This is a genomic window from Bacillus sp. FDAARGOS_527, assembly GCF_003812125.1.
Taxonomy (GTDB): domain Bacteria; phylum Bacillota; class Bacilli; order Bacillales; family Bacillaceae_G; genus Bacillus_A; species Bacillus_A paranthracis.
This window is the reverse complement of record NZ_CP033795.1, coordinates 2,056,338-2,076,084: the sequence shown is the minus strand read 5'-3', so window position 1 is coordinate 2,076,084 and position 19,747 is coordinate 2,056,338. Positions and strand designations below refer to the sequence as shown.

The window sequence follows — 19,747 nt, the reverse complement described above, 5'->3', positions numbered from 1 at the left end:
AGTTTTCTTTATTGAGGCTGGCTTTTATTTTTTTTCGAAATATTCTTGTAGTTGCTTTGCGATTGTTGTTTTACCGCTTGCAGAGTTTCCTCTAAGGATGATTTAAGTATAGGATTAGACATAATATATTCCCCCAACGTAAATGATTATATAGAAAATTTTAATAAATGAAACATAGAAAGTGTATAATTAATAGGATGCAAATAAAAAAGGTGGGGGCTAAATGGAAACGAAATTAAATAAGGCGCAGCCCATTTGGAAACGAACATGGTTTCGCTATCTTGGGGCATTTATAATTGTACAATTGTTGTTTATTATTTGTGAAGTAACTGCATGGGCACCAAACTTTAGACCTGGCGGAGAATTTTTTAATAGAGTATTAAATTCTCAATTTTTCACAGAATGGTTCACGCCATATAAAATCCCTCATTTTAATATATTTACAGCTTTTTTTGCGATTACATTGTTACCATACGCATTAATAAGTGCAATTAAAGATTTCACTACTAGAAAAAATATAAATAATTAAAAAGAGGTATTATATGCTATTTCAAAAAGATAATGTATCGGTTAGGTATGTAGTAGAAGAGGATGCACCAACCATTTCAAAATGGTTAACAGACCCAGAAGTGTTGCAGTATTATGAAGGACGAGATAATCCGCAATCAGTAGAAATGGTACTGGATCATTTTATACATAATCCAAATAGTCATGAAAAAAGATGCTTAATAGAGTTTGATGGTATGCCGATCGGTTATATTCAAATGTATCCAGTTGATTCAGAGTGGAAAACTTTATATGACTATGAAGCATCACAAAATGTATGGGGAATGGATCAATTTATCGGAGAACCCGCTTATTGGGAAAAGGGCATTGGAACTAAACTTGTTCAGGCAGCAATTACATATATTATGGAGAACACGGGAGCAAAAGCAATCGCAATGGACCCGAAAGTAAATAATGAACGTGCAATAAAGTGTTATGAAAAATGCGGATTTAAAAAGGTAAAGATTTTAAAAGAACATGAACTGCATGAAGGGGTATTAGAAGATTGTTGGATGATGGAATATAAACAAAGGGAGCTGCGCGATATGAAAAAAGCATTATTAGTAATCGATGTGCAAGCAGGTATGTATACAGCAAAAATGCCGGTACATAATGGGGAAAAGTTTTTACAAACATTACAAGAGCTTATTGAGAAATGCCGTTCAAATGATATTCCGGTAATTTATGTGCAACATAATGGACGGAAAGACCATCCGTTAGAAAAAGGTACAGACGGGTGGAAAATCCATGCGGCAATTGCTCCACTAGAAGGGGAGTGTGTGGTTGAAAAAACGACTCCAGATTCATTCCACAAGACGAACCTAAAAGAAGTATTGCAAGACAAGGGAATCGATCATGTTATCATTTCAGGAATGCAAACGGAGTACTGTGTGGATACGACAACGCGAAGAGCGTGTAGTGAAGGGTATAAAGTAACGTTAGTGAGCGATGCACATAGTACGTTTGATACAGAGGTGTTACGTGCTGAAGACATTGTGAAGCATCATAACGTAGTGTTTGGAGCGTTTGCTAATGTTGTTACGTTAAAAGATTTGAAAGAAACTGTCTCTAAATAAGAGGCAGTTTTTTATTAGAGGAAATCGTGTCAAATAATGTCGGTAAGTCGATATCCTTTGTCGAAACGTCGATATATTGCAATAATCGTTGATATATTTGAAAAATCGTTCATATAATTTCACGTACCATAATGAAAACACAAAAAAAGAGCACCACATAATTAAAAAGGGCGCTCCTGCATCAAAATATTACTTCTTCTTATCTTTATCCAATATATTCTGTTCTTCCGCAAACTCCGTACCATATGCGAAGCGGCGATTAATACGAATATTATCGTTATGGTGCCTTGTGTGAGAGCCAGAGAAACGATGAACGATTACTTCAGATAATGTAAAGACAATCGCGGAAAGGATGCTTCCCCATGCAATTTGCATATAGTTGTCTAATAAAATATTACCGAAAATCCATACGCTTAAATACGTTAGTAAGAAATCCGACATAATGGCACCAGTATTGCCAATTCGATTTAATATGATTTTATCAACGAACATATAAGATACGATTGTTACAAAGAGACTAAATGAAATAATTTGGACGAACGTTGCAGGGAAAAATAAAGCGAGTCCAATACTAAATGCGATAATGCACGATATAAACTTGATAAGCACTACTGTGAAATCATTCAAAATTTACACCTCCGATTTATACATAGTTTTACAATAAATTCTGAAGTTCATACATTGTAACGGATTTATTTACATAAAACTTTTTCATGTTCGGAATTTAGTCTAAATATTATAAAAATAAAGAAAAAATGTTATAGTAAAATGAGGGTATATGACATTTTTAGGTAAGGGGGAATCCTGGGTGTGGATTACTTCAGAAGTAGAAATTCCAGACGAGTTAATTGATCATCTTGAACAAGGAAAGTTAGTATTATTTGTTGGAGCGGGAGTTTCTATGAAAGGGAAATCAAACTTACCGAATTTTGATGATCTTGTTGATGAAATTGCGAAAACGTTATATGTAGAAAAACGTGAAATAACAGAACCACATGATTATTATCTTGGTAAAATTGCGAAAACAAAAGATGTACATCAAGTTGCAAGAGATCTAGTTCATATAGAAAAGTCAAAACCGAATCCGCTTCATTATGCAATTCCGAGGTTGTTTCCTTTGGACACAGAAGTTCGTATTGTAACGACAAATTTTGATCGACATTTTACAACTGCGATAAAAGAAATGAATAGAGAATTAAACGTATATTACGCACCTGCGTTACCTACAGGTAGAGCGTTTAAAGGACTCGCTTACATACATGGCAATATAGAACAAGAAAAAGAAGCGTTAATTTTAACAGATGGTGATTTTGGAAGGGCTTACTTGACAGAAGGATGGGCAAGAAGGTTTTTAGTTGATTTATTCTCGAATTATACCGTTTTATTCGTTGGATATAGCCATAATGACCCAGTAATGAAATATTTAGCAACTGGTTTACCACCAAGTACAAGACGTTATGCATTTGTCGCACAAGGGGAAAATACGTACCACTGGGAGCATTTAGGAATACGGCCGATTGTATATCCGAATAAAGGTAATAATCATCAATCTCTCGTTAAAGCAGTAAAACGATGGGCGGAGTTAATGGGGGATAATTATATTACAAAACGAATGCGAATTCGTGACATAGTAACAGTACCGCCGTCAGTAGAGCAGGAACAATTATCATACATAAAACAATCTATAAAAAAAATTGAAACAGTCCGCTACTTCGTTGAATTTGCTCACGATTATGAATGGGTGGAATGGCTTGAAGCGGAAGGGAAATTACAAAATTTATTTTTAATTACATCAAACTATAACGAGGTAGATGAATTACTTGCAAAATGGTTAGTGGAACAATTTCTTTTTAGTCATCAAAAAGAATTATTTCAATTAATTTTTAAAAATCACTCTAAACTATCTCCGTTATTATGGAGAACAATTTGTAGCTACTTAAACGAAACGAAAATGAAAATGGACCCGTTGTTGTTTGCAAGGTGGACACTGCTTTTATTAGAAACAGCTGAAAAAGATAGTAAATCGATCGAAACAATTTCTTACTTACTGCAAAAATGTTCTTTTCCTGAGCATAAAGAAATCGCTTTATTGTTACTAACGTTTATTTTGGACGGCAAACTTAAGTTGAAGCGTGAAAGAAAGTGGGGAAATGATACCGGGGAATCAATAGAACTTGAGGAATCGAGTCGTTTACCCGTGTCTACATTTTCTTTTGTGGAGCAAATTTGGAATGAAAAGATGAAACCGCATATTTCCTATTATGCCGTTCCAATTATGATGATGGGAATAGAGAAGATGCGGATGTTATCACTAAGGCAAGCGGCACTGAAAAAAAGGGATAAGGAAAATGTGGAAAAAGAGTTTCAGCAAAATGATCTAGCGTTTTTAATTCAAATTGTAAAAGAATGTTTAACCTATCTATGTGAAAACGATGAGAAAAAAGCAAATTATTATATTACAGAAATGATAGAAGCAAACAGCGTACTTCAAAATCGAATTGCAATTGATGCGATGAATAAAAATGTATTTGTTAGCGCCGATGAGAAAATGAAATGGTTGTTACAGGAAGGAATTCTTTTAGATGTCACGTATAAACAAGAAGTTTTTCAACTTATAAAAAATCATTACGCACTCTCTTTAGAAAAAACAAAAGAAGAAGTCATTCAAATTGTACTGAAGGATCTTGCAGAGGAGAGGGCATTTGATGTTTGTTTCGTTTTAGATTTATTATTCAATTGTGATACAAATAGTCCATCTACAGCAAAAGGTTATGAGTTAATGAAGCAAAAACATCCTCACTTTCATTCTGATCGATACAGTGTACAAAAGAAAGAGGCCGCAGAACAAAGTATTACTTGTAATGTAACTGCCGATGGATTATTGCAACTAAAAGACGATGAAATTATGAAGCAAGTTCAGCAATTTTCTCAAGATGGTGTTTTTGAACAACGTCATTTTTTAGAGATGTTATCGAAAGCATGTAAATTGAATACAGAATGGAGTATTTCATTTGCATATCAATTAGTTGGAATGCACGAAATAAGTAATGAAGTATGGTTTGTTTGTATTAGGGAGTGGCGAAATAACCGAGGACTGACAAATGAACAAATACAAAAAGTTATTCCTCTATTACAGAAATTCGTTAGAAATACAGCTTTTCATTGGTTAATTAGTAGCTTTCTATATGAAATTAGTAATCGATTAGAAGAGTTAGAGGAAAATAGTATACGCAATGTGAAACGGTTTGCTTTTTCGGTATTCCCTCAAGTAATGAAAAGTGATACGGATTTTAAGCTTGGAAAACAAGATTTTTACAATGAATCGATTCAGCATCCTGTTGGGAAAATGACAGCTGTACTATTAAAACTGTTATCATATGATCATTTATACGATCGCAATGTGTATGAATATTTATTTTTATTTGAAGAACAAGTAAGAATTAGTACAGAACGAACAAATTTTATGTTAGCGCGTTTAGTAGCAGATATTACATTTCTTTATCATATTGAGAAGCAATGGTGCCGAAAATATTTGTTACCGTACTTAGAGTTAAAGAAGGAAAATGAGATCACGAAATATGCATGGGCCGGCTTGTGTTACACGCAAATCAATTTACCTTTATTTACAGAAATGAAGCAATTTATTAAGTATGCAGTAGAACATTTGGAAGTATTACATCCGCATACGAGGGAAGCTTTCTTAAAATGGCTCAGTTTTGTATTTATTAAATGTGTACTGTATTGGGAACAAAAAACAGACTGGTTATACCCTTTACTTACACGAGAAAATGAAGAAAATAAAATTAAGTTTATGCAGTTTTTATGCTATTACGTCAAAACGTTAAGCGCAAAAGAGCAACAAAAATTTTGGGCAGTTTGGCTCAGTATATTTTTGCGAGAACGACCGAAAATGGGTGAAATCACAGCTAGAGAATATGTAATGCTTTTACGTATTATTTTATTTATGGATGAAATAGTAGAAAGAGGGTTATCGATAATTTGTAAATCATTTTCGGACGTAGGTGGAAAGGGAAATCAAACGGAGTTAAAACAGTTATTTAATGAAATACTTGAGAAGACAGAGAGTATAAAAATGTATAAAGAGTTGTATGCAAACGTATTTTTTACTTTACTGCAAACGCTTCAGGAAGCGGATTTACTTGAAACGGAAATCATTCAAATAAAAGAATTATTAATCGGGTATAGAGTAGAAAAATGTGTAATAAATGCAATAGATAATGAGATAATTCGCATCGGAATTGTTATGGAGAATTTACAAGAAGAAATGTAGGGCGAAAGTAGAATTTTAAAAAATATATAAAAAGTTGTTGACAGTGTTTTGAAAAGCGTTCTATAATACGAATCATACTTATTCAATTTCAAAAAACATTTGAATAAACAAAGTGCAATGAAGAGATCACAGTAGTGGTTAGTCTTACTGTAACAGAGAGCTGGTGGTTGGTGCGAACCAGTACAGGGATAATCATGAATTACAGTCTTGGAGCATCTTTTTCGTAGTAAAGATAGTATTTTCTTTATGAAGAAAAAGCGGTCAATTGATCGTTAACAGTGAAGAGAGGTAGACGGAAAGTTAGTCTACAACTAGGGTGGTACCGCGATAAATATCGTCCCTACTGATTTATTCAGTAGGGACTTTTTGTATTTTAGTGGCCCAACTTGAAAATTAAATATGTATGCGTTGAAAGGAAAAGCAGTAGTTGTTGTTTCCCTGTAACAGAGAGCTGGTGGTTGGTGTGAACCAGTACAAAAACAAGAGCGAATTACAGTCCTAGAGCATCTTTTTCGTAGTAAAGATGGTATATATCTTTATGAAGGGAAAGACGGTCAGATGATCGTTAACAATGAAGAGAGGTAGACGAAAGAAGTCTACAACTAGGGTGGTACCGCGATAAATATCGTCCCTACTGATTGGATCAGTAGGGATTTTTTGTACAAAAAAAGTGGGTTTTTAACTAGTGGATAGTGTCTTTGTACTAATTATTAGTTTAAAATAAGAAGAGGTATCGATTCCACTTTAAATTTGTATAATTGACCAGTTCAGAAAATAGAGAATTTTTCATTCTCTTACTATACTTTTAAAACATTAGAGGAGGATTTCCAAATGGCAAATCATGAATTAGATCAATTACGTAAACAGGTAGATGAAATTAACTTACAACTATTACACCTTTTAAACAAACGTGGTGAAATCGTTCAAAAAATTGGGGAGCAAAAGCAAGTACAAGGTACGAAACGTTTTGATCCAGTACGTGAGCGTGAAGTACTTGATATGATCGCAGAGAATAACGAAGGACCATTCGAAACGTCAACGGTTCAACATATTTTCAAAACAATCTTCAAAGCTAGCTTAGAATTACAAGAAGATGATAACCGTAAAGCATTACTAGTATCACGTAAAAAGAAACAAGAAAACACAATCGTTGATGTAAAAGGTGAATTGATTGGTAACGGCACACAAACGTTCATTATGGGACCTTGTGCGGTCGAAAGCTTAGAGCAAGTTCGCCAAGTAGGGCAAGCGATGAAGGACCAAGGCTTAAAATTAATGCGCGGTGGTGCTTTCAAACCGAGAACATCTCCATACGATTTCCAAGGTTTAGGAGTAGAAGGATTACAAATTTTACGCCAAGTAGCAGATGAGTTCGACTTAGCGATCATTAGTGAAATTTTAAATCCAAACGATGTTGAAATGGCATTAGACTACGTTGATGTAATTCAAGTTGGTGCACGTAACATGCAAAACTTCGATTTACTACGAGCTGTAGGTAAAGTTAACAAGCCGGTATTATTAAAACGTGGATTAGCAGCAACAATTGATGAGTTCATTAACGCAGCGGAATACATCATTGCACAAGGTAACGACCAAATTATTCTTTGTGAGCGCGGTATCCGCACATACGAAAGAGCAACACGTAACACATTAGACATTTCAGCAGTACCGATTTTAAAGAAAGAAACACATTTACCAGTTGTTGTTGACGTAACGCATTCAACTGGCCGTAGAGATTTATTATTACCAACAGCGAAAGCGGCTCTTGCAATTGGCGCAGATGCAGTAATGGCTGAAGTACACCCAGACCCAGCAGTGGCGTTATCAGATTCTGCACAACAAATGGATATTCCAGAATTCCATAAATTTATGGAAGAGCTAAAAGGATTCAAAAATAAATTATCTTAATTCCATATCATATATGCGCTGAAGAGGAAACAGTAGTGCTTATCTCACTGTTAAAGAGAGCTGATGGTCGGTGTGAATCAGTACAAAGGTAAGCATGAATTACAGCCTTGGAGCATCTTTTTCGTCAAGTTTTGATGGGAAAGACGGTCTAATGATCGTTAAAGAAGAAGAGAGGTAGACGAAAGAAGTCTACAACTAGGGTGGTACCGCGATGAACATCGTCCCTACTGAGCGCTCAGTAGGGATTTTTTTGTACAAAAAAATAGTAAAGGGGCAAGAGAAATGAGATACATTACAGCTGGAGAATCACATGGACCGCAGTTAACAGTTATTTTAGAAGGTGTACCAGCAGGTTTAACGCTGGCGGCGGAACATATTAATAAAGAATTATTAAGAAGACAAAAAGGGCACGGACGCGGAAGACGTATGCAAATTGAAACAGATACAGTTGAAATTGTAAGTGGTGTTCGTCATGGGATGACACTTGGCTCACCCATTACGTTAATCGTAAAAAATGATGATTTCAAACATTGGACGAAAGTAATGGGTGCAGAGCCAATTTCGGAAAAAGAAAGTAAAGAAATGAAACGTACAATTACGAAACCACGTCCAGGACATGCGGATTTAAATGGAGCAATTAAATATGGTCACCGTGATATAAGAAACGTACTAGAGCGCTCTTCTGCAAGAGAAACGACAGTTCGTGTAGCTGCTGGTGCGGTTGCGAAACAAATTTTAAAAGAATTAGGTGTAGAAATTGCAGGACATGTACTTGAAATTGGTGGAGTAAAAGCAAAACATATTTCTAACTTGTCAATTGAAGAAATTCAAACAATTACTGAAAACTCACCAGTTCGATGTTTAGATAAAGAAGTAGAACAAGAGATGATGGATGCGATTGATCATGCAAAAAGTAGCGGAGATTCAATCGGCGGCATTGTAGAAGTCATTGCAGAAGGCATGCCGATTGGCGTTGGTAGTTACGTTCATTACGATCGTAAATTAGATGCAAAACTTGCTGGTGCAATTATGAGTATTAATGCATTTAAAGGTGCTGAAATTGGTGTTGGTTTTGAAGCAGCAAGACAACCAGGAAGTAAAGTGCATGATGAAATTTTATGGGATGAAGAACAAGGATACACGAGAAAAACGAATAATGCCGGCGGTTTAGAAGGCGGTATGACAACGGGAATGCCAATTGTCGTAAGAGGTGTAATGAAACCAATACCAACATTATACAAACCGTTAGCAAGTGTTGATATAGATACGAAAGAAGCATTTCAAGCGAGTATTGAAAGATCTGATAGCTGTGCAGTACCAGCAGCAGGTGTAGTAGCTGAATCTGTTGTAGCATGGGAACTTGCACATGCACTAGTCGAACAATTCGGAAAAGATCGTATGGAATTAATTCAACAAAACATTACGCAACATAATAAATACGCAAAAGAATTTTAATAAAAAGGTGGTTTTAACATGCAAGTAAAAGATCAACTATCATCATTACAACCATATAAACCAGGTAAATCACCTGAACAAATGAAAGAAGTGTACGGAGATCATTCGTTTGTTAAATTAGCATCGAATGAAAATCCATTCGGCTGTTCACCACGAGTTTTAGATGAGTTGCAAAAATCGTGGTTGGATCATGCTTTATATCCTGACGGAGGTGCTACAACGCTCCGTCAAACAATTGCAAATAAGTTACATGTGCAAATGGAACAAGTACTTTGCGGTAGTGGTTTAGATGAAGTCATTCAAATAATAAGCCGTGCAGTACTTAAAGCAGGAGATAATATCGTAACGGCTGGGGCAACATTCCCGCAGTACCGTCATCATGCAATTATAGAAGGTTGCGAAGTGAAGGAAGTTGCGTTAAATAATGGTGTATACGACTTAGACGAAATTTCTTCAGTAGTAGATAACAATACAAAAATCGTATGGATTTGTAACCCGAACAATCCAACAGGCACATATGTGAATGACCGAAAATTGACTCAATTCATTGAAGGGATTAGTGAAAATACGTTAATTGTCATTGATGAAGCGTACTATGAATACGTAACAGCAAAAGATTTCCCAGAGACATTACCGCTTTTAGAAAAACATAAAAATATTCTTGTGCTTAGAACATTTTCTAAAGCGTACGGATTAGCTTCTTTCCGCGTTGGATATGCGGTTGGACATGAAGAATTAATCGAAAAATTAAATGTTGTTCGTTTGCCATTTAACGTATCTTCATTAGCGCAAAAAGCAGCGACGATTGCTTTTGGTGATGACGAGTTTATTGAAGAAATAGTTCGTGTGAATACAGAAGGTTTACGACAATACGAAAGTTTCTGTAAGGAAAATGAAATTCCATTTTATCAGTCACAAACAAATTTCATCTTCTTGCCAGTAGAAAATGGTGGAGAGATTTATGAAGCTTGCGCACACGCAGGATTTATTATTCGTCCGTTCCCGAATGGTGTCCGCATCACAGTCGGAACAAGGGAGCAAAATGAAGGAGTGATTTCAGTGTTACAACAACACTTTGAAAATAAAAAAAGAAAGTCTCGAGATGAGGCAAATGCGTAAACAGGTAGTATTAATTGGAACGGGTTTAATCGGAGGTTCTCTCGCATTAGCAATTAAGAAAGAGCACGATGTAACGATAACAGGTTATGATATATTTCAAGAACAAGTAGAGCGTGCAAAAGAATTACACGTAGTAGATGAAATAGCAGTAGATTTACAACATGCATGTGAAGAGGCACATTTAATTGTTTTTGCTTCACCAGTTGAAGAAACGAAGAAGTTATTACACAAATTAGCGTCATTTCGTTTACGAAAAGATGTTATTGTAACCGATGTTGGTAGCACAAAAGGCACGATTATGAATGAAGCAGAAGCTTTATTTTCAAAGGAAATTTCTTTCATTGGTGGACATCCAATGGCAGGTTCTCATAAAACGGGAGTTGAAAGTGCAAAAGCGCATTTATTTGAAAATGCATTTTACATTTTAACACCAATGAATCATGTGCCAAATGAACATGTGGAAGAGTTAAAAGATTGGTTAAAAGGAACAGGGTCACATTTCCTTGTTTTAAATACAGAAGAACATGATTATGTAACAGGGATTGTAAGTCATTTCCCGCATCTTATTGCCGCTGGATTAGTAAAGCAAGTAGAAAAACATGCAGGAGATAATCCACTCATTCATCAACTAGCTGCCGGAGGGTTTAAAGACATTACACGCATCGCATCTAGTAGTCCGAAAATGTGGAGTGATATTGTTAAGCAAAATCGTGAGCATTTAATGGTATTATTAAAAGAGTGGATCTCTGAAATGGAAGGTTTATATGATACAGTTTCTACTGGAGATGCAGGCGAGATTCAAAACTATTTTGCAGATGCGAAAGAATACCGTGACTCTTTACCAGTACGAAAGAGAGGGGCAATTCCTGCCTATCACGACTTATACGTCGATGTTTTAGATAAAGTTGGGGCATTGGCTCATATTACGAGTATTTTGGCTCGCGAGGAAATTAGTATTACGAACTTGCAAATATTAGAAGCGCGTGAAGGATTGCTTGGGGTATTACGTATTAGCTTCCAACGAGAAGAAGATCGTACGAAAGCAAAGCTAGCGCTTGGAGAAGAAAAATACCAAACGTATGAAACAATTTAAATGAGAAGGTGAAAACGTGAAGGAAAGAACGATACAACCTGTTAATAACGGATTAAATGGCAACATTACAATTCCGGGAGATAAATCAATTTCTCACCGCGCTGTTATGTTCGGTGCGATTGCAGAAGGAAAAACAACAATTAAAGGTTTCTTGCCTGGCGCAGATTGTTTAAGTACAATTTCTTGTTTTAAAGAAATGGGAGTAGACATCGTGCAAAACGGTGATGAAGTCACTGTAGTTGGTAAAGGATTAGAAGGTTTACAAGAACCGAAAGCTGTATTAGATGTTGGTAATTCTGGTACAACTATACGTTTAATGTCAGGAATTTTGGCAAATACACCATTTTTCTCTTGCGTACAAGGTGATGCATCTATTGCAAAAAGACCGATGAAACGTGTAACAAATCCATTAAAACAAATGGGTGCGAACATTGATGGCCGTGAAGAAGGAACGTTTACACCGCTAACAATACGTGGTGGAGATTTAAAAGCAATTGAATACACTTCGCCGGTAGCAAGCGCACAAGTAAAGTCAGCTATTTTACTTGCTGGCCTTCGTGCAGAGGGTGTAACAGCTGTTACAGAACCACATATTTCTCGCGATCATACGGAAAGAATGCTTGAAGCATTTGGCGTTAAAGTAACTCGCGAAGGAAAGACAGTGAAACTAGCAGGTGGACAAAAGTTAACAGCGACAGATGTTCAAGTACCAGGTGACGTATCATCAGCTGCCTTTTTCTTAGTAGCAGGTGCAATTATTCCAAATAGTAAACTAGTATTACAAAATGTAGGGATGAATCCAACACGTACAGGTATTATTGATGTTTTAGAGAAAATGGATGCTACGTTCACTGTAGAGCCAATTAACGAAGGAGCATCAGAACCAGCTGCAAACATTACAATTGAAACATCTTCATTAAAAGGAATCGAAATCGGCGGAGATATTATCCCTAGATTAATTGATGAAATTCCTGTAATCGCATTAGCGGCAACGCAAGCAGAAGGAATTACAGTAATTAAAGATGCACACGAATTAAAAGTAAAAGAAACGAACCGTATTGATACAGTGGTTGCTGAGTTAACGAAACTAGGAGCTCGCATAGAAGCAACTGATGACGGTATGATCATTTACGGAAAATCAGCTTTAAAAGGCAATACAGTAAATAGTTATGGTGATCACCGCATCGGAATGATGCTTGCGATTGCCGGCTGTCTAGCAGAAGGTAAAACAACAATTGAAGACGCAGAAGCAGTAGGTGTATCATACCCTACATTCTTCGAAGAACTTCAAAGGTTAACTAAATAAATGGATGAGAAGCAGATACAGGATGTATCTGCTTTTTTATATTGAATTTGTGTCGTTAAGTCTATATAATTTCATTCACCGCACTGTAATATTTTAAATTATGGTACAATTCAAATAAAGAAGGGGGAAAATCTATGAACGTTATACGATTAAAAGAAGATAAATTTAGAGAAGCATTACGCTTATCAGAATACGCTTTTCAATATAAAGTTGAAGAAGAACGAATACAACAACAACTTACAAAAATGAAGGAAAGTCATGAAGTATACGGTATTATGGAAGGTAATGACTTAGCTGCAAAACTACACCTTATTCCGTTTCATATATACATAGGAAAAGAAAAATTTAAAATGGGTGGCGTTGCAGGGGTAGCAACGTATCCAGAATACAGAAGAAGCGGATATGTGAAAGAATTGCTTCAACATTCTCTTCAAACGATGAAAAAAGACGGATATACAGTATCAATGTTACATCCATTTGCTGTTACATTTTACCGTAAATACGGCTGGGAACTTTGTGCGAATCTTCTCGTATGTCATTTGACAAAGAGTGATTTAGTTATGAAAAAACAAGTGAATGGTACTGTGAAACGTTTCAATAAAGAAAATCACCCAGAAGAAGTCGAGAAGCTTTATGAAACATTTGCAGAACGTTTTTCTGGTATGCTTGTTCGCAATGAAAAATGGTGGTTACAAGCTGTTTATGAGGATTTAACATTAGCAATTTACTACGATGAAAATAAAACTGCAGCAGGTTACATGTTATATAAAATAGAAAAATCTAAAATGACTGTAGAAGAATTCGTACCACTGCATAATGAAGCACGAAATGGTCTATGGAACTTTATTTGCCAACATGATTCTATGATTAAAGAACTTGAAATGACAGTAAGTGAAAACGAACAGTTGTTATATACATTGCAAGAACCACGTGTGAAAACAGAAATAAAACCATATTTTATGGGAAGAATTGTAGATGTAGAGCAGTTCTTAAAACAATATGAGTTGAACTGGAACAACGTACAGCAAGAATTAATCTTACATATTACAGATTCATTTGCACCGTGGAATAATGTATCAGTGAGACTTGCAAATTATGAAATAACAATTATAGAAGAACTGATGGATAAAGGGATCAAGCTAGATATAAATGCACTATCTACAATATTGCTTGGATACAAACGCCCATTAGAACTAAATGAATTAGAATTAATTAGCGGAAGAGAAGAGGAAATACAAGCGTTTGAGAAAATAGTTCCGGTACGAGATGCATTTATTTATGATTTCTTTTAAAAAATAGGGCTGTCCAAAATCAAATTTTGGGACAGCTTTCTCTTTGGGCGTCGGTTTTTGTCGGTAAGTTGATATATCCTGAAAATCGCTGATATAATTTTATTCACAAATAAGGGAATAAAATTACAACTATACGTAGTCACACACTTGACTTTTATTCCCTGTAATTTATAATTAAAAACGGAATGAATTTTCATTCCTGAAAATAGAGGTGGAAAAAATGGCTAAAAACAAACAAGAGGATATTTTTGATGCTGCGATGCAACTTTTTGCAGAGCGTGGTTACGATGGTACGACAATTCCAATGATCGCTGAAAAGGCAAAAGTTGGTGCGGGTACTATTTATCGCTATTTTGAAAATAAAGAGGCGCTTGTTAATTCATTATTTTCAAAAAGTATGTTACAGCTTTCTGAAATGATAAAAACGGATTTTCCTGTTGAAGCAAATATTCGTGAACAGTTTAGTCATACGTATAACCGTTTATTTGAATTTGCGAGAAATAATGTGGATGCTTTTCTGTTTACAAATTCTCACTGTGATAGTTATTTTCTTGATGAACAAAGCAAGAAAATATTTGATGATTTTATAGGCTTCTTTATGAATATTATAGAAGATGGGATTGTAAAAGGCTTACTCCGTCCGTTACCTCCAGTTGCTTTAATTATTATTGTATATCAACCGTTAGAAAAATTAATTAAAGTAATTGCAACAGGGCAATTAGAGTACTCAAAAGAATTAGTAAAAGAATTGGAAGAAAGCTCTTGGAACGCTATTAGAATCATTTGATTCTATAGCTTTATAAGGACAGGAATGAATATTCATTCCTAAATATAGTTAAAAAATGAGGGTAGGAGAGGGTATTTGTGTAACTAAAGGAATGAACATTCATTCCGAAAAAGTAGTTTAATAGAGTTTATAAAATAATGTAATAGAGTAATAGGAATGAATGTTCATTCCGGAATGGTATTTTAAAAAGGTGGGAATGAATATTCATTCCAAAACTAACATGAAATTTTAATCGCGGGAGATGATGCAAATGAGCAAGCTGAGAAATTGGAGAAGTTTATCTTTTCTATTGTGGATAGTTATTACCATTACAATGATCGTTACGATGCCTAATATGGATAAATTAGTGAAAGAAAAAGGGCACATTACGATTCCTAATACAGAACAAAGTAGTATTGCTGACAAAATGATAAAAGAAATGAATAAAGACGGGACAGAAAAGTATGAGATTATAGCAGTTTTTAATAGTGGTAGTAAAACAGCTTTAACGACTGAACAAAAAGAGGAAATAACAAAAACAATCAATGCTTTGCAAAATGAAAAAGAACAATTAGGAATTAAAGAAGTTGTTTCACATTTAGATAATAAAGAATTAGAGAAACAATTAGTTTCTAAAGATAATACGACTATTTTAACGCAAATATCGATAGATAAAAAACATGGTGAAATATCGAAAGTTTCAAATAATCTTCATAATAAAGTGAAAACGAAAGGGGTAAAAACGTACTTAACAGGAAGTGACTTAATCGCGGGTGATTTTCTTACATCTTCTCAAGAGGGCGTGAAAAAGACTGAAGTTATTTCAATTATTTTCATTCTAGTTATATTAATCATTGTATTTCGTTCACCGATTGTTCCTATTGTTTCTCTTCTTATTGTTGGGGTATCATATTTAGTTTCAATGGGGGTTATTGCTCATCTTGTAGATCAATTTAATTTTCCGTTTTCTAACTTTACACAAGTGTTTGTCGTTGTTGTCCTGTTTGGGGTAGGAACGGACTATAACATTTTATTATTTACGAGATTTAAAGAAGAATTAAGTAAACAAGAAAACGTATTTTTGGCTACGAAAGAAACATTTAAATCGGCAGGGAAAACTGTTTTATATAGCGGGATAGCAGTACTAATTGGTTTTGCATCTCTTGCTTTAGCGAGCTTTAAATTATATCAATCTACTTCAGCGGTAGCAATTGGTGTTGCAGTATTATTACTCGTATTAACTACGTTAAATCCGTTTTTCATGGTGCTTTTAGGAAAAGGGATGTTTTATCCCGTTAAAACATTTAAAGGTCATGAAGACAGTCGTCTATGGGGATTCTTTGCGAAAAACGCAGTAGTAAGACCATTTGTAGCTTTAATTATTGTATTTGTGATATCGATTCCTTTCATATTAAAGTATTCTAATACACTTAATTACAACGATTTATTTGAAGTAGATAATAAATATGAGTCGAAAATGGGGATTAACGTAATAGAAGAACATTTTCCACCTGGTTTTTCTTCACCAAGTACGTTAGTCATTCAATCGAATAACAAGTTAGATGAGGTGAGTTCGCTTCAAACTTTAGATGAACTAACTGATAAGATTTTGAAAGTGAAAGGTGTTTCAGAAGTATATGCACCGACACGTCCAACTGGTGATAGGATTAAAGAACTATATATAAATAAACAAGCGGGTGAACTAAATACAGGTTTAGGAGATGCCAATGGTGGTATAAAGGAAATTAATGATGGATTAACTACTGCGAAAGATAAGATGGGTAATAAGAACTCAAATAGTCTTGCAAACGTTCAAAAGTTAATTGATGGAACAAATGAAGCGAAAAATGGTGTATCGGCATTAGGAACAGCTTTAAATCAACTATCAAATGGCATAAATGACGGAGCAAAAGGTGCGCAGCAAATTGAGAGTGGGTTAACTTCAGTAAATGAAAATATAAGTGTATTATCTCATGCAACTTCACAACTTCATGCTGGCTATACGCAGTTAGAAAAAGGTTTAAGTTCTTACGATCAATACTTCGAAAGTATTTCTCAAGCGATTGACGGTGCGAAGAAAGGTTATGAACAAATTGAAATGTTAATGACCAATTTCATTCAAACGAAACCAGAATTAGCAAATGATCCTAACATTCTGCAGACGATAGGAATTGCTAAAGAGGCTCAAAAGCAATTAGGTGGGCTGTCAAATGAATTAAATAAATTGAAAGCGCAGCACAATGCGGCGATGGGATCATTTAAAGAAGCGAATCAATCGTTATTGAAAGTGGATAACGGCTTAAAAGAAATGAGCAATGGAGTTACTAAGTTACAAAAAGGAGCAGCTGATCTTAAAAATGGATTAAATGAAGGAGCAACAGGTTCAAAACAAATTGCAAACAAGTCATTGGAGTTACAAACCGGATTAACGAAAATAAATGATGGGCAAGGACAGCTATTAACAGGGCTGAAAGACTTGCAAGAACAGATGGGACAATTACAATCAGGACTATCTAAAAGTACAGAAGGCCTTGAAAAGGTAAGTAATGGCCTAGGGGATGCTCAGAAATATTTAGGAGAACTAAATGAATCAAAAAGCTCTGAGAAATTTTATATTCCAAAAGAAGTTTTGGAGGGAGAAGATTTCCAAAAAGCTTTGAATACGTACATGTCACATGATAGAAAGACTGCTAAAATGACAATCATTTTAGACGTAAATCCGTATTCAAAAGAAGCGATGCCAATTATTCAAGAACTCAATAAAACGATAGATGGTACTTTGAAGGGGACGGAATTAAATCATGCGAAAACAGCAATCGGAGGAACGACAGCTAGAAACGTTGATTTAAAAGAAGTAACTGGGCAAGATTTCTTACGTACAGCTACAATTATGTTAATTGGAATCGCGATTGTATTAATTGTGATTACACGTTCATTATTAAACACCATCTTTATTATGGGATCGTTACTATTAGCTTACTTTGCATCATTAGGGATAAGTGAACAAATTAGTACGCATATTTTACATGTAGATTCATTAAGCTGGAATGTTCCATTCTTTAGTTTCATAATGATTGTCGCTTTAGGAGTGGATTATAGTATTTTTGTAATGATGAGATACAATGAGTTAGAAGGGGACCCAGCGACGAAAATTGTAACTGCTTCTCGTCATATCGGAGGAGTCGTATTATCAGCGGCACTTATTTTAGGTGGTACATTTGCTGCATTAATCCCTTCAGGTGTATTAACGCTTATACAAGTAGCATCCGTAGTTGGTGTTGCACTGTTACTATTAGCTATTATTGTGATGCCGATATTGCTACCTGCTTTAATAGGCTTAACGAGTAAAATGAAGAATTATGCAAAGAAATTAAGTGAAAGGAAATAAAAGAATCGCCTTTTAAAAGTAACTGTTTCAGTTATGGGAGAGAACATATAAAATAACACACAAATTAGGGATGTAAATCACATATGATTTAGCATCCCTTTTTTTAATTGGTATTACATTGTTTAAGTACTTTTATATAGTAAAATTGCAAAGGAAGAGAAAAAGAAAACAGTAAAAACAGCAGCGCAACGATTGGGGATTACTGACAAAGTATTTGGTTTAAAAGATATAATTTACTTTAGATAGTTCACTCAAATAATGGTGGACTATCTTTTTTTAAAAGATAAATGGAAAATTTATGTTAAAATAATGATAGAGATTGTGAAAAAATGTTCTTAAGTTAACGATCAGGCTAATTTAAGAAGGATTTTTTAAAGGAAATGTTGAATATCGTATTTTGAAGGAGTGATTGCAGTGGAGTAAGTAATTTTTTAAATCTTAGTTAAATACTTTGAGGGAAGGGATTTATAGCTATGAATACAAAACTAATAATAGTAGAAGGTTTACCTGGATTCGGAAAATCGACCACTGCAAAGCTAATAAATGAAATTCTAAGCCAAAATAAAATTGAAGTTGAACTATTTTTAGAGGGGAATTTGAACCACCCAGCCGACTATGATGGTGTATCTTGTTTTAATAAATTTGAATTCGATAGATTAGTATCTAACAGTGGAGATTTTAAAGAAGTTCTTCTTAAAAGAGTTTTAAAAAAAGGAAGCAATTATTTATTACCATACAGAAAGATAAAAAATGAGTTTGGTGACCAGTTTTCGGACGAATTATTTAACGATATTTCAAGAAACGATATATATGAATTACCATTCGATAAAAATGTTGAATTAATTGCTGACAAATGGAATGACTTTGCTGAAATTGCTCTAGAAGATAATAAGGTTTATATTTTTGAATGTTGTTTCATACAAAATCCATTAACGATTGGGATGATTAAATACGGTGAACAAAAAGAAAAAATAATAAATTATGTAATGAAAGTTGCAAAAATCATAGAGAATCTAAATCCAATGTTATTCTATGTAGAACAAGATGATCTTGAATTTTCATTTAGGAAGGCATTAAAAGAAAGAAATCCAGAATGGTCCACAGGAATTGTCGACTATTACACGAACCAAGGCTATGGGAAAGAACATAAACATTCAGGGGTAGAAGGAGCGATAAAAGTTCTTGAAGCTAGAAGGAATTTAGAGTTAGAAATATTCGATATGTTAAAAATGAAAAAAGAAAAAATCAATAATACAAAATATGAAATTGACTCATATAGGTCAATGTTAAAAGATAAGTTAACAATACAAATGGTGAAATAGCTTTTTACACTACCTGGTGCTTTAGTTGGAGAAGGAAATGAAAACGCTCAGAATATTTTCTGAGCGTTTTAGTTTGCTATTTATAATGCGAAATGCATGCAAATTATTGTATTATTTCAATTGATAAACATAATACTCCAATTATAAATGTTTTTTCAAAATGAATCCTCTTTAAAACGTGTATG

The 19,747-nt window shown here is 34.6% G+C and carries 13 protein-coding genes, 1 pseudogene and 3 other annotated features; of the genes and pseudogenes, 13 read left to right on the top strand and 1 reads right to left on the bottom strand.

Translation table 11 applies throughout. The features are described 5' to 3' along the window. Positions 1-223 precede the first annotated feature (223 nt). The 3 genes and pseudogenes from EGX95_RS13285 to EGX95_RS30770 all read left to right on the top strand — a co-directional run bounded on the left by EGX95_RS13285 (position 224) and on the right by EGX95_RS30770 (position 1,622). Positions 224-529 (top strand): YfzA family protein, encoded by a 306-nt coding sequence (locus EGX95_RS13285; RefSeq protein WP_000448507.1) that lies wholly within the window; start codon positions 224-226, stop codon positions 527-529. A 13-nt stretch (positions 530-542) separates the two neighbouring features. Further along, positions 543-1,076: pseudogene (locus EGX95_RS30775) on the top strand (GNAT family N-acetyltransferase); the annotation flags it as partial. 15 nt (positions 1,077-1,091) lie between these two features. Next, positions 1,092-1,622 carry a cysteine hydrolase family protein gene (locus EGX95_RS30770; RefSeq protein ID WP_014297874.1) on the top strand — a complete coding sequence of 177 codons (531 nt, stop codon included), beginning with the start codon at positions 1,092-1,094 and terminating at the stop codon, positions 1,620-1,622. 189 nt (positions 1,623-1,811) lie between these two features. On the opposite strand, the gene EGX95_RS13270 is transcribed toward EGX95_RS30770, so the two are convergent. Then, positions 1,812-2,249 (bottom strand): YndM family protein, encoded by a 438-nt coding sequence (locus EGX95_RS13270; RefSeq protein WP_000997699.1) that lies wholly within the window; start codon positions 2,247-2,249, stop codon positions 1,812-1,814. A 151-nt stretch (positions 2,250-2,400) separates the two neighbouring features. Here EGX95_RS13270 and EGX95_RS13265 point away from each other — a divergent pair, with 151 nt between their 5' ends. The 10 genes from EGX95_RS13265 (at position 2,401) to EGX95_RS13215 (ending at position 19,562) form a co-directional block, all read left to right on the top strand. Beyond that, positions 2,401-5,913, top strand: a complete 3,513-nt coding sequence (locus EGX95_RS13265) for a DUF4020 domain-containing protein (RefSeq protein WP_002027791.1) — start codon at positions 2,401-2,403, stop codon at positions 5,911-5,913. Positions 5,914-6,021: 108 nt separating this feature from the next. Then, positions 6,022-6,258, top strand: a binding site (T-box leader). Positions 6,259-6,312: 54 nt separating this feature from the next. Continuing rightward, positions 6,313-6,549, top strand: a binding site (T-box leader). A 195-nt stretch (positions 6,550-6,744) separates the two neighbouring features. After that, a complete protein-coding gene (locus EGX95_RS13260) occupies positions 6,745-7,821 on the top strand; it encodes a bifunctional 3-deoxy-7-phosphoheptulonate synthase/chorismate mutase (protein WP_001273581.1) in 1,077 nt (358 codons plus the stop codon). Between the two features lie 9 nt (positions 7,822-7,830). Next, positions 7,831-8,050: a binding site (T-box leader), on the top strand. A gap of 53 nt (positions 8,051-8,103) precedes the next feature. Continuing rightward, a complete protein-coding gene (aroC, locus tag EGX95_RS13255) occupies positions 8,104-9,276 on the top strand; it encodes a chorismate synthase (protein ID WP_001269405.1) in 1,173 nt (390 codons plus the stop codon). A gap of 18 nt (positions 9,277-9,294) precedes the next feature. Beyond that, the gene (gene hisC / locus EGX95_RS13250) at positions 9,295-10,395 is read left to right on the top strand and encodes a histidinol-phosphate transaminase (RefSeq protein ID WP_001197247.1); all 1,101 of its coding nucleotides are present in this window, start codon (positions 9,295-9,297) and stop codon (positions 10,393-10,395) included. Beyond that, positions 10,388-11,488: a prephenate dehydrogenase gene (gene tyrA / locus EGX95_RS13245; RefSeq protein WP_001231392.1), complete on the top strand. Its 1,101-nt coding sequence runs from the start codon at positions 10,388-10,390 to the stop codon at positions 11,486-11,488. The genes hisC and tyrA overlap by 8 nt, the downstream gene beginning before the upstream one ends. A gap of 16 nt (positions 11,489-11,504) precedes the next feature. Next, a complete protein-coding gene (aroA, locus tag EGX95_RS13240) occupies positions 11,505-12,794 on the top strand; it encodes a 3-phosphoshikimate 1-carboxyvinyltransferase (RefSeq protein ID WP_000664608.1) in 1,290 nt (429 codons plus the stop codon). 134 nt (positions 12,795-12,928) lie between these two features. After that, positions 12,929-14,086: a GNAT family N-acetyltransferase gene (gene eis, locus EGX95_RS13235; protein WP_001100967.1), complete on the top strand. Its 1,158-nt coding sequence runs from the start codon at positions 12,929-12,931 to the stop codon at positions 14,084-14,086. A 220-nt stretch (positions 14,087-14,306) separates the two neighbouring features. Beyond that, complete coding sequence (locus tag EGX95_RS13230; RefSeq protein WP_001107304.1) at positions 14,307-14,873, top strand: TetR/AcrR family transcriptional regulator; 567 nt, start codon at positions 14,307-14,309, stop codon at positions 14,871-14,873. Positions 14,874-15,123: 250 nt separating this feature from the next. Next, the gene (locus EGX95_RS13220) at positions 15,124-18,240 is read left to right on the top strand and encodes an MMPL family transporter (protein ID WP_000040974.1); all 3,117 of its coding nucleotides are present in this window, start codon (positions 15,124-15,126) and stop codon (positions 18,238-18,240) included. Between the two features lie 473 nt (positions 18,241-18,713). Next, a complete protein-coding gene (locus tag EGX95_RS13215) occupies positions 18,714-19,562 on the top strand; it encodes a P-loop NTPase family protein (protein WP_001093198.1) in 849 nt (282 codons plus the stop codon). Positions 19,563-19,747: the final 185 nt, after the last annotated feature.

What these genes read in the sequence shown, in the direction of transcription:
- tyrA (WP_001231392.1), top strand. Translation starts at nt 10,388, where the DNA reads ATGCGTAAACAGGTAGTATTAATTGGAACGGGTTTAATCGGAGGTTCT.
- EGX95_RS13260 (WP_001273581.1), top strand. Translation starts at nt 6,745, where the DNA reads ATGGCAAATCATGAATTAGATCAATTACGTAAACAGGTAGATGAAATT.
- EGX95_RS13230 (WP_001107304.1), top strand. Translation starts at nt 14,307, where the DNA reads ATGGCTAAAAACAAACAAGAGGATATTTTTGATGCTGCGATGCAACTT.
- EGX95_RS30770 (WP_014297874.1), top strand. Translation starts at nt 1,092, where the DNA reads ATGAAAAAAGCATTATTAGTAATCGATGTGCAAGCAGGTATGTATACA.
- EGX95_RS13265 (WP_002027791.1), top strand. Translation starts at nt 2,401, where the DNA reads ATGACATTTTTAGGTAAGGGGGAATCCTGGGTGTGGATTACTTCAGAA.
- eis (WP_001100967.1), top strand. Translation starts at nt 12,929, where the DNA reads ATGAACGTTATACGATTAAAAGAAGATAAATTTAGAGAAGCATTACGC.
- hisC (WP_001197247.1), top strand. Translation starts at nt 9,295, where the DNA reads ATGCAAGTAAAAGATCAACTATCATCATTACAACCATATAAACCAGGT.
- EGX95_RS13215 (WP_001093198.1), top strand. Translation starts at nt 18,714, where the DNA reads ATGAATACAAAACTAATAATAGTAGAAGGTTTACCTGGATTCGGAAAA.
- EGX95_RS13220 (WP_000040974.1), top strand. Translation starts at nt 15,124, where the DNA reads ATGAGCAAGCTGAGAAATTGGAGAAGTTTATCTTTTCTATTGTGGATA.
- EGX95_RS13285 (WP_000448507.1), top strand. Translation starts at nt 224, where the DNA reads ATGGAAACGAAATTAAATAAGGCGCAGCCCATTTGGAAACGAACATGG.
- aroC (WP_001269405.1), top strand. Translation starts at nt 8,104, where the DNA reads ATGAGATACATTACAGCTGGAGAATCACATGGACCGCAGTTAACAGTT.